Here is a 13,618-nt window from a genome sequence, read left to right on the forward strand (position 1 = left end):
CCGGACCGCTCAGGAGACGCGGAGCTCCTCCGGCTCCACCACGATGTCGACCAGGGCGCCGTTGCGCCAGACGGTCATCTCGATGCGGCGACCGATCGCGTGCTCCACCATGAGCCGCTGGATGCCGGTCGCGCTCGTGACGGGAATGCCGCCGACGGAGATGACGATGTCTCCGCGTCGCGCCCCGGCCGCCGCAGCGGGACTGCCCGCCACGACGGAGGCGACCTGCATGCCGGTGCGGGAGCCGACGCGGGCGGCAAGCTCGGGACTGAGTGTGATCTCCGCTCCGGCAACACCCAGCCACGCGCGCCGGACCCGTCCGCGCGCGATGAGCGCGTCGATGATCTCCCGCGTGGTGGTGTTGATGGGCACGGCCAGCCCCAGGCCGATCCCGGCGACCGCCGTGCTGACGCCGACCATGCGCCCGCGGCTGTCGGCCAGGACGCCCCCGCTGTTGCCGGGATTGAGCGAGGCATCGGTCTGGATCACCTCGTCCACCACCCGCCCTGATCGGGTCGGCAGCGAGCGTCCGAGTGCCGAGACGATCCCCGCGGTGACACTGCCGGCAAGGCCGAGCGGGTTGCCGAGCGCCACGACGAGCTGTCCCACTCGAAGTGTCGACGCGTCACCCCACGGGACCGGAGGCGGGACATCGCCGTCCGCGCGGAGTACGGCGAGGTCGGACAGCGGGTCGCTGCCCACGACGCGTGCGGACAGCACCGTTCCGTCCGCGAACGCGACCTCGGCGCGGTCCGCGCCGGCGACCACGTGCGCGCTGGTCAGCAGATGCGAGTCCGTCGAGATCACCGAGGCGCTGCCGGCGCCCTCCCCGCGTGCGGTGCGCACCGTGACGGCCGCGACGGAGGGCAGCAGCGTCTCGGCGATGCGCACCACCGCGGCGGAGTAGGCATCCAGCGCGTCGTCCTCGTTCATGCGACCATTCCAGCACCGCCCGGCCGCCGCGCGGCGACGTTCGCCCAGGGCGCACGCTGCCGGACCGGTTCGATGGCGATCAGCCGGTCCGCGCGGGGATCACAGTTCGACGAGCCGGACCTCGCGGATCCTCGCGTCCTCGACCAGCGCGGTCATCATCGTGCACCGGGGCTGCCGCCGGCGGTCCGTCGGTGATCCGGGGTTCAGCAGCCGGAGTCCTCCCGGGGTCTGCGTATCCCACGGGATGTGGCTGTGGCCGAAGACCAGCACGTCGGCGTCCGGGAAAGCGGCGTCCGTTCGCGCGTGGCGCCGCACCGCGTCGCCGGTCTCGTGGATCACGGCGAAGCGGACGCCCTCGATGTCTCGGCGCGCCACCTCGGGCAGCCGCGCGCGCACGTCCGGTCCGTCGTTGTTCCCGTACACGCCGAGCACCTCGGCGTGCTGCGAGAGATCGTCCAGCACGGATGCCGCGACCCAGTCCCCGGCATGGATGACGAGGTCGGCGGCGTCCGCCGCAGCACGCACCGGTGCCGGAAGCGCGCGGGCGCGCCCCGGGATGTGGGTGTCCGAAACGAGAAGCAGCCGCGTCACCATGCCAGCGACGTTACGTGAGGCGCACCGGCTATACGATGCCCAGGGCCAGCATCGCGTCGGCCACGCGGGTGAACCCGGTGATGTTCGCGCCGGCGACGTAGTTGCCAGGCTTGCCGTACTCGTCGGCGGTGTGCAGGCACCGGTCATGGATTGACCGCATGATCTCGGCCAGGCGCCGCTCGGTGTACTCGAAGGTCCAGGAATCCCGGGAGGCGTTCTGCTGCATCTCCAGCGCGCTGGTGGCCACGCCGCCCGCGTTGGCGGCCTTGCCCGGAGCGAAGCGCATGCCCGACTCCGCGAACACGCGGATCGCCGCGGGCGTCGAGGGCATGTTGGCGCCCTCGGCGACGATGAGACAGCCGTTGCGTGCCAGCGTCAGCGCCCCGGACTCGTCCAGCTCGTTCTGCGTCGCGCACGGCAGCGCGATGTCGCACGGCACGTCCCAGATCGATCCGGTCGCGCTGAACACGGCGCGGTTCCGCCGGTCCGCGTACTCGCTGATGCGTCCGCGCTGCTCGGTCTTGATCTCCTTCAGCAGCTCCAGGTCGATGCCGTCCTCGTCGACGACGTATCCGGACGAGTCCGAGCACGCGATCACGACTCCGCCGAGCTGGCGCACCTTCTCGATCGCGTAGATGGCGACGTTGCCGGAGCCGGAGACGACGACCTTCTTGCCCTCGAAGGAACCGCCCTGGGCCCGGAGCATCTCGTCGACGAAGAACACCACACCGTAGCCGGTGGCCTCGGTGCGCACCTGCGAGCCGCCCCACGTCAGGCCCTTGCCGGTGAAGACGCCGGACTCGTAGCGGTTCGTGATCCGCTTGTACTGCCCGAACAGGTAGCCGATCTCCCGGCCGCCCACGCCGATGTCGCCCGCGGGCACGTCGGTGTACTCGCCGAGGTGCCGGTACAGCTCCATCATGAACGACTGGCAGAAGCGCATGACCTCGGCGTCCGAACGGCCCTTGGGATCGAAGTCGGATCCCCCTTTCGCGCCGCCGATCGGCAGCGCGGTGAGCGCGTTCTTGAAGATCTGCTCGAAGCCGAGGAACTTCACGATCCCGAGGTACACCGTCGGGTGGAACCGCAGCCCGCCCTTGAACGGGCCCAGAGCCGAATTGAACTCGACGCGGAAGCCGCGGTTCAGCTGCGCGCGGCCGCTGTCATCCACCCACGGCACGCGGAAGATGATCTGGCGCTCGGGCTCGCAGAGCCGGCGGATCACTTCGGAGTCGGCGTAGGCCGGATGCTTGGCCACCACGGGGCCGAGACTCTCCAGCACTTCGCGTACCGCCTGGTGGAATTCCGTCTCTCCCTGGTTCCTGCCGACGACTTCATCGAATACGGAAACAAGACGGTCATCGAGCACAGCCACAGCGGATCTCCATTCCGGTGGCGCTCGGTACTCGCGCACACCATCGTCGAACTTATCGCGCACCGGGCCCCGACGCCGCATCGGGGCCTCCCGCCGTGCGGTCGCCCGCGCGCGGCCGACGCCCGTGCGGCGCGGTTCCGCTCGGGTGAGCGCTCCAACCTGCACCGGACATCGGCGGCGGGCTACCGGGGGACGATGGCGTCGAACTCGACCTCGACGAGCTGATCGGGGTAGGCCAGCACCGTCACCCCGACCAGGGTGCTCGGGAACTCGCTGCCGTCGAAGATGCCGGTGAACGCCTGCCACGCGGCGTACAGCTCTGCTCGCTCGGCGGATGCGATGTAGATGCGGGCGCGGACGATCGCGTCGAGATCAGCGCCGGCGTGACGCAGGACGGTCCTGGCGTTCTGGACAGTGACCCGCATCTGCTCGGTCACATCGCCCGGAGCCACGACGGCCCCGCTCGCATCCAGGGGGGACATCCCCGCCAGCAGGATCATCCGACCGTCCGCGGGCAGAGTGATCCCGTGCGCGTACGTGGTGGGCGCCAGGGCATCCGCACGGAACGGTCCGGTGTGCTCAGGCATGCGAGGGCTCCTTCTGCAGAGAGGACGACCGGGGACCCGGTCGTGGGATGGCCGACCGGCAGCGGCGCCACCGATGCCACGCCGGCGGACCTGCGGGCGATCGCTAGACGTTGAAGCGGAACTCGACCACGTCGCCGTCCTGCATCACGTAGTCCTTGCCTTCCAGCCGGGCCTTGCCGCGAGCGCGGGCCTCGAGGACGGACCCGGATTCGATCAGATCGTCGAACGAGATGACCTCGGCCTTGATGAAGCCCTTCTCGAAGTCGGTGTGGATGACCCCGGCCGCCTGCGGCGCCTTCGATCCCTTCGGGATGGTCCACGCCCGCGCCTCCTTCGGGCCGGCGGTGAGGTAGGTCTGCAGCCCGAGGGTGTCGAACCCGATGCGAGCCAGCTGGTTCAGGCCGGACTCCTCCTGGCCCGTCGAGGCGAGCAGTTCGGCCGCGTCCTCGGGGTCGAGGTCGATCAGCTCGGACTCGATCTTCGCGTCCAGGAACACGGCGTGGGCGGGAGCCACCAGCGCCTCCAGCGCGGCTTTGGCCGCGGCATCCGTCAGCACTGCCTCATCCACGTTGAAGACGTAGATGTACGGTTTGGCGGTCAGCAGGCCCAGCTCTTTGATCGGCGTCAGGTCCAGCCCGGAGTGGGAGAGCAGGATGCCGCGTTCCAGCGCGTCCTTGGCCGCCGTGGCCGCCTCCAACGCGGAGGGGTCGGCCTTCTTTCCCTTGACCTCTTTCTCGATCCGCGGAATCGCCTTCTCGAGCGTCTGCAGGTCGGCCAGCATCAGCTCGGCGTTGATCGTCTCCAGGTCGTTCTTGGGGTTCACGCCGCCCTCGACGTGCACCACGTCGTCGTCGGTGAAGCCGCGCACGACCTGCGCGATGGCGTCGGCCTCGCGGATGTTCGCGAGGAACTGGTTGCCCAGCCCCTCCCCCTCGCTGGCGCCGCGGACGATGCCCGCGATGTCGACGAACGAGACCGTCGCCGGCAGGATCCGCTCGGAGTGGAACACTTCGGCCAGCTTGTCCAGACGCGGGTCCGGAAGGCTCACGACTCCGATGTTCGGCTCGATCGTCGCGAACGGATAGTTCGCCGCGAGCACGTCGTTCTTGGTCAGCGCGTTGAACAGGGTGGACTTGCCGACGTTGGGCAGGCCGACGATGCCGATAGTGAGAGCCACGGGAGTCCAGTCTACGTTGAGGCGGTCGGGGGCCGCCCCGGCCGCCCCCGACCGGGCCGGCCCCGGCCGGGGCTCGGATGTGCGCCCCGGATTCGGATCTACGCGCCGGCTCCGTCCGAATCCCGCGCCGATGTCCGAATCCGGTCGACGCGGCGGTCAGCGTAACGCCGTCTCAGGGCCGCAGCGCGCGGTACGCGCGCGTGACGTAGGGCAGCTGCACGACCGCATCGCCGACCGCACCGAGCTCGTCGAACAGCTCGTGCAGGCCGGCTTCGACGCGGGCGCGCTCGTCGGGCGCTGCGGTGATGAGGTAGCTCCGCGAGCGCGCCATCGCCAGCAGCGACTCCCGGGTCATCGCTCGCGACCACCGCCACTGAGCGTCCTCCACCTCACCGAACGGCTCCGCCACGGGTGGAACACCCTGCCCGAGCATCTGCTCCGCGCGGCTTCCGTGCATGATCGCGGTCATGCGGCGCACCCAGTCCACGGAGTCGTCGCGGATGTTCCAGATCAGTCCGAGCACGCCTCCCGAGCGCAGCACCCGCGCCGCTTCGGCTGCGCCGGCATCGGGGTCGACCCAGTGCCACGCCTGACCGAGCAGCACGGCGTCCAGACTCGCGTCCGGCACCGGCAGGTTCTCGGCGGTGCCGACGAAGGTCGGGACGCCGTGCACGTGCTCGCGGAGCACCGTGAGCATCTTCGGGTCCGGGTCGATGGCGACGACCTCTGCGCCCAGCTCGACGACCGAGCGCGTCAGCTTGCCTGTCCCGGCACCGACATCGGCGACGCGGATGCTGCGCTCGCCGCCCACGACGGGCTGAAGCATCCAATCCACTGCCTGGATCGGGTAGTCGGGGCGACCGGTTTCGTACGTCCCGGCTGCGGACCCGAAGCAGGTCGACATCTCTTCGTTGCTGGCCATGCCAGAACCCTAATCCGGTCCACCGGAAACTCGTGCGCACCGACCGGCGGTCTGCATCCGTGGGGTCCGCGGCGCGCCTCCGGCCTCCGGCGCCCGCCCGCCGCGACGCTGGATGCGTGCCCCTGGACTTCACCGCAATCGACTTCGAAACGGCGAACTCCAGCAATGCCTCCGCGTGCGCTGTGGGTCTGGCCCGCGTGCGTGACGGCGTCGTGGTCGCCACGGCCGGGTGGCTGATCCAGCCGCCACCGGGCCACGACCGGTTCTTCGAGCTCAACACGCGCATCCACGGCCTCCGCGCGGAGGATGTCGTGGGCGCGAAGACCTGGAGCGAGCAACTGGACGATCTCGCCGCATTCGCCGGCGCGGACGTCCTGGTCGCCCACAATGCCGGCTTCGACATGATGGTGCTCCGCCGTGCGTGCGAGGCGACCGGCGACGCGTACCCGCCGTACCGCTACGTGTGCAGCCTGCAGGTGGCGCGCAAGCTCTACGAGCTGGATTCCTACCGCCTGCCCTCGGTCGCCGCGGCGGCCGGGTTCCTGGACTTCGCGCATCACGATGCGACCGCGGACGCGCTCGCCTGCGCGCACATCATGATCGACGCTGCCCGGCGCGTCGGCGCGGTGGACATCACCGCACTGGCCGATGCGGCCGGAGTGCGCACGTCGCGGATCTTCATGCCGGAGCCGGCAGCGGCTGCGCCTCAGCCGGAGCTGCCGCTGGTCGAGCCGACCGCAGCCACGGTCCCGTTGGTCGGCGCCGTCGCCTGATCTGCACGGCGCCAGCGTCAGGTGCTGCTGGCCTGGGCGATGCGGACCATGTTGCCGGAGGGATCGCGGAACGCGCAGTCCCGCTGCCCCCAGCCCATGTCCATGGGCTCCTGCATCACCTCGGCGCCGGACGCGCGGACCTTTTCGAACGTGGCGTCGAGGTCGTCCGTGCTGAACACGAGCATCGGCAGCACACCCTTGGTGAGCAGCTCCTGCATCGCGTCCCCGTCGGCCTGGGATCGGCCGGCGTGCGGATCGGACAGGACGATGCCCAGTCCGGGCTGCGCCGGAGTGCCGAGAGTGACCCAGCGATGGTTTCCGGAGGACACGTCGTTCTGCACGTCGAGTCCGAGGGCGTCGCGATAGAAGCCGATGGCCTCATCGACGTCGTTGACGGTGACGTTGGTGAATTGGAGTGCGATGGTCATGCCGCGACGCTACGCCGCGCGGCGCCGACGGACTTCTTGGTTTCTGCTCGATGCGTGCCGATCCGGTCGCGTGCGGGTCTTGGCCACGCACGAGGGCATGGCCCGCACCGCGTCGTGCCCGCGTCTGCGGTACTGCGACGGGCTCATCCCGACGATCTCGGCGAAGCGCGAGCTGAATGAGCCGAGCGAGGTGCAGCCGACGGCCATGCACGCGTCGGTGACGCTGGCGCCGCCCCGCAGCAGCGCCATGGCGCGTTCGATGCGCCGGGTCATCAGATAGCTGTACGGCGTCTCTCCGTATGCCGCGCGGAACTGTCGGGAGAAGTGCGCGGGCGACATCAGCGCCTTCGCCGCCATGGTGGGCACATCCAGCGGTCGCGCGTACTCGCGGTCGATCAGGTCTCGTGCACGGCGCAGGTGAGCCAGATTCTCAAGCTCCTGCGGAGTCATGCTTGTCACGCTAGCACCGGGGGGATGTCGGATGTCCAGGGCATTCTGGACAGATGGATGCATTCACCGTCTCCGTCCTCGTGATCGGATGCCTCGCCGCAGGTGTGCTCGCCGGCTGGTTCGCGGGCGGGGCGCGCGGCGCGGCACGTGCCGCGATCGCGAGCGCGGACCTGCGCGCCCGGCTCGCCGCCAGCGACGCCACCCGGCAGGGCGTGCAGGCGCAGCTGGAGCACCAGCATCTCCTGTATCGCGAGCTGGCCGCACAGGCCCGCGCGGATCAGGCATCGCGGGAGGAGCGGGAACGTCGCGAGCAGGCGGTGCTGCGGGCGCTGGCGCCGGTGCACGAGACGCTGCAGTCCATGCAGACGAAGGTCGATGACCTCGAGCGCGACCGTTCCGCGCAGTTCGGTTCGCTGGCCGAGCAGTTGCGGCGCGCGCAGCAGTCCGACGAAGCGCTGCGCGCCACCACCGAGTCGCTGGCCAGCGCCCTGCGCTCCGGCACCACGCGCGGCGTGTGGGGCGAGACGCAGCTGCGGCGCGTGGTCGAAGCTGCCGGCCTGACCCGCTATGTGGATTTCGACACCCAGACCTCCATCACCTCGGATGCCGGTGCCGGCCGCCCCGACATGGTGATCCGGCTTCCGGGCGACAAGGCGATCGCCGTCGATGCCAAAGTCCCGCTCGATGCCTATCTCGAGGCCAGTGCGATCCCGTTCACCGCGGTCGGCGCAGAAGCCGCGCGGCGCAAGTCGCTGCTCGACAAGCACGTCAAGGCGCTGCGCGGACACGTGGACGCGCTGGCGAAGAAGGCGTACTGGGCAGGCCTGGCCTCGAGCCCGGAGTTCGTGGTGTGCTTCGTTCCGAGCGAGTCCCTCCTGGCCGCCGCCCTGGAAGAGGACCCCTCCCTGCTGGACTACGCGTTCGGCAAACGCGTGGCGCTGGCTTCGCCGGTGAACCTGTGGGCGGTGCTGAAGACGGTCGCCTTCACCTGGACGCAGCAGGACGTGTCGCAGGAGGCGCGTGCGCTGTTCGTGCTCGGCAACGAGCTGTACGAGCGGCTGGGCAAGCTCGCCGGGCACGCCGACGACCTGCGCAGGGCCATCGAACGGACCGTCGACAGTTACAACCGGTTCGCGGGCTCGCTCGAATCGCGGGTACTGGTCACCGCGCGGCGCTTCCCCGGCATCGATCAGACGAAACTCGACGGGCTGGCAGTGCCGGCGCTGGTCGAGAAGTCACCACGGCGCCTGCGGGCGCCGGAGCTGCTGGACGGCACGCTGGCCCCCGACGACGTTCGAGAGCCGGCATCCGACGCGTCGCTTCTTGCGGCTGAGCTCAGTGCCGACCTCGGCGACGTGCGCGAACGCATCACGCCCTTCGCGGACTGAGTCGGCTCAGGCGCCGCCGGGCACGAAGCTCAGGAGCGCGATCGCCGCGGCGGACACGGCGACGAAGGCGCCCACCATCCACCACGCCGAGACCTGATGGTCCTCGTCGCGACGCACGCGGAAGAGTACGTCGGGCCGCCGGGCCGGATCGGTGGCGTTCGCTACGACGGCGATGGCGCCCGTCTGGGGCTTGGGACCGCCAACCTGTGCTGACATCGTCAACTCCCTAGTGTCTGAGTACACAACCGCGTCCTCATCGACACACCTGTTCGATTCTGCCAGAGTTCCGCGGTCCCAGGATCACGAGTACGTCACATCCGTCACAACGGTCACAGCAGACCCATCCGTCACACGATGCGCCGCGGACGCCACCGCGGCGTGCCAGCGGTGGTCAGCGAGCGGGGACTCCCGGCAGCCGCCGGGATGCCGGCGTTACAGCCACTTCGAGGTGAGGTGCTCCGAGACGATGCGGCGCAGAGTGCCGGAGGTGCCGCGCAGCACCACGCTTTCGCTGTAGACGTAATCCCCCTCGCGGCGAACGCCCGCGACGAGCTGACCGTCGGTGACCCCGGTGGCGACGAAGATCGTGTTCCTGCCGGTGACGAGCTCGTCCGCTTCGTACACGTAGCCGTCGGTCTTCAGTCCGTGGTCGGCGCCCTTCTGCTTCTCGTCGTCGTGGCGCGGCCAGAGGATCCCCTGGATGTGCCCGCCGAGCGCCTTGATGGCGCAGGCCGTGACGATGCCCTCGGGGCTGCCGCCGACGCCGACGCACATGTCGGTGCGGGCGTTGTGCCGGGCGGCGTTGATGCCGCCTGCGACGTCGCCGTCGGACATCAGGCGGGTGCCGGCGCCGGCCGCGCGGATGTCGGCGATCAGCTGCTCGTGGCGTGGTCGGTTCAGCACGGACACGACCATCTCGTCCACGGGCTTGCCGAGCGCCTTGGACAGCAGCCGGATGTTCTCGCCGATCGGAAGGCGGATGTCGACCACGCCCACGCCGGCGGGTCCGGTGACCAGCTTGTCCATGTAGAACACCGTGGAGGCATCGAGCATCGTGCCCCGGTCGGACACGGCGATCACCGAGAGTGCGTTCTGCCGGCCGGCGGCGGTCAGGGACGTGCCGTCGATGGGATCCACCGCCACGTCGCACTGCGGACCGCGGCCGTTGCCGACTTTCTCGCCGTTGAAGAGCATCGGCGCTTCGTCCTTCTCGCCTTCGCCGATGACGATCGTGCCGTCGAAGTTCACCGTCGTGAGGAACGCGCGCATCGCGTCGACCGCGGCGCCGTCGGCCGCCAGTTTGTCACCCCGCCCGATGAAGGGCACGGCGCGGATCGCGGCCGCCTCGGTGGCGCGCACCAGCTCCAGCGCGAGGTTGCGGTCGGGATGCAGCGGACTCATGTCGGCGGTAAGGCTCACCATGTCCTCAGCCTAACCAGCAGGCCGCCCCGTGACCGGGCGAGTCGGCGCCGACGGCGTGAAGGAATCGCGTTTCTTGCGCTGGTGGCATGCGACCGCGGTTCCGGCCGGAGCCGCATCCCCCCAGCAGCGCACACCCGCTCGGTAGAGTGACGGGGTACCCCCGCACACGAGCAAGGAGCTGTCATGCCCGTCGCCACCCCAGAACAGTACGCCCAGATGCTGGACCGCGCGAAGGCCGGCGGATTCGCCTACCCGGCGTTCAACGTCTCGAGCTCGCAGACCGTGAACGCGGTCCTGCAGGGACTGACCGAAGCCGGCTCCGACGGCATCATCCAGGTGACCACGGGTGGCGCGGACTACTTCGCCGGCCACACCGTCAAGGCCCGCGCCACCGGCGCACTGGCATTCGCCCGATTCGTTCACGAGGCGGCCAAGAGCTACCCGATCACGGTGGCACTGCACACCGATCACTGCCCCAAGCCGGCGCTGGAGGACTTCGTCCTGCCCCTGATCGCCGAGTCCGAGAAGGTCGTCGCCGACGGCGGCAACCCGATCTTCCAGTCGCACATGTGGGACGGATCCGCGGTGCCACTGGCCGAGAACGTCGAGATCGCCAAGGAGCTCCTCCCCCGCATGAAGGCGATTCGCGCGATCCTCGAGGTCGAGATCGGCGTTGTCGGCGGCGAGGAGGACGGCGTTCAGCACGAAGGCTCCAACGAGGCGCTGTACACGACGGTCGCGGACGTCACGAAGGCGGTGGAAGCCCTCGGTCTGGGCGACCAGGGCCGGTGGATCGCCGCGCTCACCTTCGGCAACGTGCACGGCGTCTACGCCCCCGGCAACGTCAAGCTCCGCCCGGAGCTGCTCGGCGAGATCCAGGAGGGGATCGCGGCGAAATTCGGCACCGGCCCCAAGCCGCTGGATCTCGTATTCCACGGCGGCAGCGGATCGACCGACGAGGAGATCGCGCTAGCGGTCGCCAACGGCGTGATCAAGATGAACATCGACACGGACACGCAGTACGCGTTCACCCGCGCGGTCGCCGGCTACATGTTCAGCAACTACGACGGCGTGCTCAAGGTCGACGGCTCGGTGGGCAACAAGAAGGCCTACGACCCGCGCGCGTGGGGCAAGGTCGCAGAGTCGGCGATGGCGGTACGCGTCGTGCAGGCCACGCAGCAGCTCGGCTCCGCCGGCAAGTCCCAGTCCTGACCTGCGGCCGCCCCGTGGCCCCTACGCGGGGTCGCGGTACTGGTCGAGCAGTCCCGGCGCGCCGTTCGGCCGCGAGATCACCTCGATGGGATCTCCGGCTTGGACGAAGCCGTTGCGGAGCACACGAAGGTACGGGCCGAGGCGACGCTCGGCAGAGAACCGCTTGACCCACCCGCGCTGGTCGGCGCCACCGACCCAGCGCGCGAAGGTCTGGCACGGCGTGCGCGGCATGGTCACCTCGGCCGTGACGGTGTCCCCGATACGCCACACCTCGCCGATGCGGGCGTCGTTCACGTCGATGCCTTCGGTGCGCAGGTTCTCTCCGAAGAAGCCGGGCGGCAGGTCCCTGCCCAGCTCGTCCGCCCAGAAGGCGGCGTCTTCCTCGGCGTAGGCGTAGAGCGCCTTGTCCAGCCCGCCATGGTGCTTGCGGTCGGCCTGCACGTCGGCGCGCACACCGTAGCGACCGACCCGGACGCGCCCGTCCACGGGGCGTTTGTCGATCGCCGTGACGCCGTTCCCCGGGTCGGGGCGCAGCTGGTGGACGACGCAGACGGCGACGAGGCGAGGCATCCGGTCATCCTAACGGCGACTGCGTCATCGCGGCTCACGCCGCGGGCGCTCAGCGCGCGGTATCGAGGATGGCGTTCCACACGGTGGGGTCCGAGACGATCGGCACCATCAGCAGGGTGCCGCTGACGAATGTGAAGACGATCCCCGCGACCAGCGGGATCCACCAGGTGATCCGGCCCCGCCTCAGGCTGCGCCAGGACAGGTACGCGGTCGCCAGCCAGCCGATGGCCAGGATCAGCGCAGCGGCCAGGCCCCAGGGGCGTCCGGCGGCCGGGTCGGCAAGCTCGGCATCGACGCCGAGCAGGCCGAAGACCGTGCCGACGTACGACTCGTAGTCGATCATTCCGGGGATGCCGCTGACCACGTTGACCAGCCCGTAGACCAGCAGCGCGGTCGTGGCGACGAGGTCGGCGAACCGGCCACGCCGAACCGGCGCCCCGGCCTTCGCCGCAGGCGCCACCGCAGCGCCTGCGGGAACCGCCGTGACGGCATCCGGGTCCTGCCCGGCATCCAGAAGCTGCGTCATGTCGGGCCGCTGGATCCGCGCGCGCTGCTCCTCCGGGGTCGCGTACTCGCCATACTGCGGTCGCGGGCGCACGTCCGGGGCGCCGTGCGTGCCGGGCCGATCGTCGGGTCCGCTCATGCGCTGACCCGCCCCCCGAGGGCGCGCGCGTCGCGGCGCCCGTCGGCGTCCTGGCGCAGTTCCTTCGGGAGGGAGAACAGCAGGTCCTCTTCGGCCGTCCTGATCTCCCGCACGTCGCGGTAGCCGGCGTCGGAGAGGTCGGCGAGGACTTCCTGCACCAGCACCTCGGGCACCGACGCGCCGCTGGTGACGCCCACGGTCTCCGCGCCCTCCAGCCACTCCTGTTTGACCTCGTCGGCGTAGTCCACGCGGTAGGCGGCTTTCGCACCGTATTCGAGGGCCACTTCGACCAGACGCACACTGTTGGAAGAGTTCGCCGAGCCGACGACGATCACCAGGTCGGCGTCCGCGGCGACCTTCTTGATCGCGACCTGACGGTTCTGGGTGGCGTAGCAGATGTCATCCGAGGGCGGATCCTGCAGCTGCGGGAAGCGCACGCGAAGTCGCCGCACCGTCTCCATCGTCTCGTCGACCGAGAGCGTGGTCTGCGAAAGCCACACGACCTTCGACGGGTCACGCACCAGAACCGTGTCGGCGTGGTCCGGCGAGTTGACGATGGTGACGTGATCGGGAGCCTCTCCGGCGGTGCCCTCGACCTCCTCGTGGCCCTCGTGGCCGATCAGGAGGATCTCGAAGTCGTCGCGGGCGAATCTCACGGCCTCGCGATGGACCTTGGTCACCAGGGGGCAGGTCGCGTCGATCGCCTGGAGCTGACGGTCGGATGCCGCGGCCACCACCGCCGGTGAGACGCCGTGTGCGCTGAAGACGACGTGCGCGCCCTCGGGGACCTCATCGACCTCGTCGACGAAGATCGCGCCGGCCGCCTCGAGCTCGGTCACCACGTGGATGTTGTGGACGATCTGCTTGCGCACGTACACCGGCGCTCCGAAGCGCTCCAGCGCCTTCTCGACCGCGATGACGGCGCGGTCCACCCCGGCGCAGTATCCGCGGGGGGCGGCGAGCAGGACCCTCTTGTGTCCGGGGACGGGGATATCCTGGAGGCGCTCGCGCCGCCGCGGAACGCGGGGGACGGGCATGCGGACAAGCGGGGTGCTCACGCCTCGAGTCTACGGGGATGCCCCCTGGGGGACGGCCGTGCGCCCGGGACTGACCCGCCGAGCAGACCGCACCACCCGAACACGAA

At 70.0% G+C, this 13,618-nt stretch carries 16 protein-coding genes; 3 read left to right on the plus strand and 13 right to left on the minus strand.

The features are described from left to right. Positions 1-9 precede the first annotated feature (9 nt). The 6 genes from QNO12_RS10025 to QNO12_RS10050 form a co-directional block, all read right to left on the minus strand. Positions 10-933, minus strand: coding sequence for a S1C family serine protease (locus QNO12_RS10025; protein WP_257502392.1), 924 nt, complete (start codon positions 931-933; stop codon positions 10-12). A gap of 99 nt (positions 934-1,032) precedes the next feature. After that, complete coding sequence (locus QNO12_RS10030; protein WP_257502391.1) at positions 1,033-1,527, minus strand: metallophosphoesterase family protein; 495 nt, start codon at positions 1,525-1,527, stop codon at positions 1,033-1,035. Positions 1,528-1,555: 28 nt separating this feature from the next. After that, entirely contained in the window at positions 1,556-2,902 is a 1,347-nt protein-coding gene (gdhA, locus tag QNO12_RS10035) for an NADP-specific glutamate dehydrogenase (RefSeq protein ID WP_257502390.1), read from the minus strand. A 182-nt stretch (positions 2,903-3,084) separates the two neighbouring features. Then, positions 3,085-3,489 (minus strand): RidA family protein, encoded by a 405-nt coding sequence (locus QNO12_RS10040; protein ID WP_257502389.1) that lies wholly within the window; start codon positions 3,487-3,489, stop codon positions 3,085-3,087. A 103-nt stretch (positions 3,490-3,592) separates the two neighbouring features. Beyond that, positions 3,593-4,666 (minus strand): redox-regulated ATPase YchF, encoded by a 1,074-nt coding sequence (gene ychF / locus QNO12_RS10045; protein ID WP_257502388.1) that lies wholly within the window; start codon positions 4,664-4,666, stop codon positions 3,593-3,595. Positions 4,667-4,838: 172 nt separating this feature from the next. Continuing rightward, entirely contained in the window at positions 4,839-5,588 is a 750-nt protein-coding gene (locus QNO12_RS10050) for a class I SAM-dependent methyltransferase (protein WP_257502387.1), read from the minus strand. A 116-nt stretch (positions 5,589-5,704) separates the two neighbouring features. Here QNO12_RS10050 and QNO12_RS10055 point away from each other — a divergent pair, with 116 nt between their 5' ends. Then, positions 5,705-6,361, plus strand: coding sequence for a 3'-5' exonuclease (locus QNO12_RS10055; RefSeq protein ID WP_257502386.1), 657 nt, complete (start codon positions 5,705-5,707; stop codon positions 6,359-6,361). Between the two features lie 17 nt (positions 6,362-6,378). Here QNO12_RS10055 and QNO12_RS10060 read toward each other — a convergent pair whose 3' ends face one another. Together QNO12_RS10060 and QNO12_RS10065 are read right to left on the minus strand one after the other, a co-directional pair. Beyond that, positions 6,379-6,789, minus strand: a complete 411-nt coding sequence (locus QNO12_RS10060) for a VOC family protein (RefSeq protein ID WP_257502385.1) — start codon at positions 6,787-6,789, stop codon at positions 6,379-6,381. A 9-nt stretch (positions 6,790-6,798) separates the two neighbouring features. Then, the gene (locus tag QNO12_RS10065) at positions 6,799-7,239 is read right to left on the minus strand and encodes a helix-turn-helix transcriptional regulator (protein WP_257502384.1); all 441 of its coding nucleotides are present in this window, start codon (positions 7,237-7,239) and stop codon (positions 6,799-6,801) included. 53 nt (positions 7,240-7,292) lie between these two features. On the opposite strand from QNO12_RS10065, the gene QNO12_RS10070 reads away from it, so the two are divergent. Then, positions 7,293-8,627: a DNA recombination protein RmuC gene (locus tag QNO12_RS10070; RefSeq protein ID WP_257502383.1), complete on the plus strand. Its 1,335-nt coding sequence runs from the start codon at positions 7,293-7,295 to the stop codon at positions 8,625-8,627. Between the two features lie 6 nt (positions 8,628-8,633). Here QNO12_RS10070 and QNO12_RS10075 read toward each other — a convergent pair whose 3' ends face one another. Both QNO12_RS10075 and glpX read right to left on the minus strand, forming a co-directional pair. Then, a complete protein-coding gene (locus tag QNO12_RS10075; RefSeq protein ID WP_257502382.1) occupies positions 8,634-8,843 on the minus strand; it encodes a UDP-N-acetylmuramyl pentapeptide phosphotransferase in 210 nt (69 codons plus the stop codon). A gap of 216 nt (positions 8,844-9,059) precedes the next feature. Continuing rightward, the gene (glpX, locus tag QNO12_RS10080) at positions 9,060-10,049 is read right to left on the minus strand and encodes a class II fructose-bisphosphatase (RefSeq protein ID WP_257502381.1); all 990 of its coding nucleotides are present in this window, start codon (positions 10,047-10,049) and stop codon (positions 9,060-9,062) included. A 183-nt stretch (positions 10,050-10,232) separates the two neighbouring features. Here glpX and fbaA point away from each other — a divergent pair, with 183 nt between their 5' ends. Then, positions 10,233-11,261, plus strand: a complete 1,029-nt coding sequence (fbaA, locus tag QNO12_RS10085) for a class II fructose-bisphosphate aldolase (protein ID WP_257502380.1) — start codon at positions 10,233-10,235, stop codon at positions 11,259-11,261. 21 nt (positions 11,262-11,282) lie between these two features. Here the strand turns inward: fbaA and QNO12_RS10090 are convergent, their stop codons facing one another. Genes QNO12_RS10090 through QNO12_RS10100 form a run of 3 tightly spaced genes read right to left on the minus strand, consistent with a single transcriptional unit; the run spans position 11,283 to position 13,511 of the window. Continuing rightward, positions 11,283-11,831, minus strand: coding sequence for an MOSC domain-containing protein (locus QNO12_RS10090; protein ID WP_257502379.1), 549 nt, complete (start codon positions 11,829-11,831; stop codon positions 11,283-11,285). A 49-nt stretch (positions 11,832-11,880) separates the two neighbouring features. After that, positions 11,881-12,474 (minus strand): DUF6264 family protein, encoded by a 594-nt coding sequence (locus tag QNO12_RS10095; protein ID WP_257502378.1) that lies wholly within the window; start codon positions 12,472-12,474, stop codon positions 11,881-11,883. Beyond that, entirely contained in the window at positions 12,471-13,511 is a 1,041-nt protein-coding gene (locus QNO12_RS10100) for a 4-hydroxy-3-methylbut-2-enyl diphosphate reductase (protein WP_257502630.1), read from the minus strand. Before QNO12_RS10100 ends, QNO12_RS10095 begins: the two co-directional genes overlap by 4 nt. Between the last annotated feature and the right edge of the window lie 107 nt (positions 13,512-13,618).

The sequence above is a fragment of the Microbacterium sp. zg-B185 genome, assembly GCF_030246885.1.
Classification (GTDB): domain Bacteria; phylum Actinomycetota; class Actinomycetes; order Actinomycetales; family Microbacteriaceae; genus Microbacterium.

Excerpts from the sequence above, each read along its gene's own strand:
- QNO12_RS10025 (WP_257502392.1), bottom strand. The coding sequence starts at position 933 with ATGAACGAGGACGACGCGCTGGATGCCTACTCCGCCGCGGTGGTGCGC.
- QNO12_RS10030 (WP_257502391.1), bottom strand. The coding sequence starts at position 1,527 with ATGGTGACGCGGCTGCTTCTCGTTTCGGACACCCACATCCCGGGGCGC.
- QNO12_RS10040 (WP_257502389.1), bottom strand. The coding sequence starts at position 3,489 with ATGCCTGAGCACACCGGACCGTTCCGTGCGGATGCCCTGGCGCCCACC.
- QNO12_RS10050 (WP_257502387.1), bottom strand. The coding sequence starts at position 5,588 with ATGGCCAGCAACGAAGAGATGTCGACCTGCTTCGGGTCCGCAGCCGGG.
- QNO12_RS10060 (WP_257502385.1), bottom strand. The coding sequence starts at position 6,789 with ATGACCATCGCACTCCAATTCACCAACGTCACCGTCAACGACGTCGAT.
- QNO12_RS10065 (WP_257502384.1), bottom strand. The coding sequence starts at position 7,239 with ATGACTCCGCAGGAGCTTGAGAATCTGGCTCACCTGCGCCGTGCACGA.
- QNO12_RS10070 (WP_257502383.1), top strand. The coding sequence starts at position 7,293 with ATGGATGCATTCACCGTCTCCGTCCTCGTGATCGGATGCCTCGCCGCA.
- QNO12_RS10075 (WP_257502382.1), bottom strand. The coding sequence starts at position 8,843 with ATGTCAGCACAGGTTGGCGGTCCCAAGCCCCAGACGGGCGCCATCGCC.
- glpX (WP_257502381.1), bottom strand. The coding sequence starts at position 10,049 with ATGGTGAGCCTTACCGCCGACATGAGTCCGCTGCATCCCGACCGCAAC.
- fbaA (WP_257502380.1), top strand. The coding sequence starts at position 10,233 with ATGCCCGTCGCCACCCCAGAACAGTACGCCCAGATGCTGGACCGCGCG.
- QNO12_RS10090 (WP_257502379.1), bottom strand. The coding sequence starts at position 11,831 with ATGCCTCGCCTCGTCGCCGTCTGCGTCGTCCACCAGCTGCGCCCCGAC.
- QNO12_RS10095 (WP_257502378.1), bottom strand. The coding sequence starts at position 12,474 with ATGAGCGGACCCGACGATCGGCCCGGCACGCACGGCGCCCCGGACGTG.
- QNO12_RS10100 (WP_257502630.1), bottom strand. The coding sequence starts at position 13,511 with ATGCCCGTCCCCCGCGTTCCGCGGCGGCGCGAGCGCCTCCAGGATATC.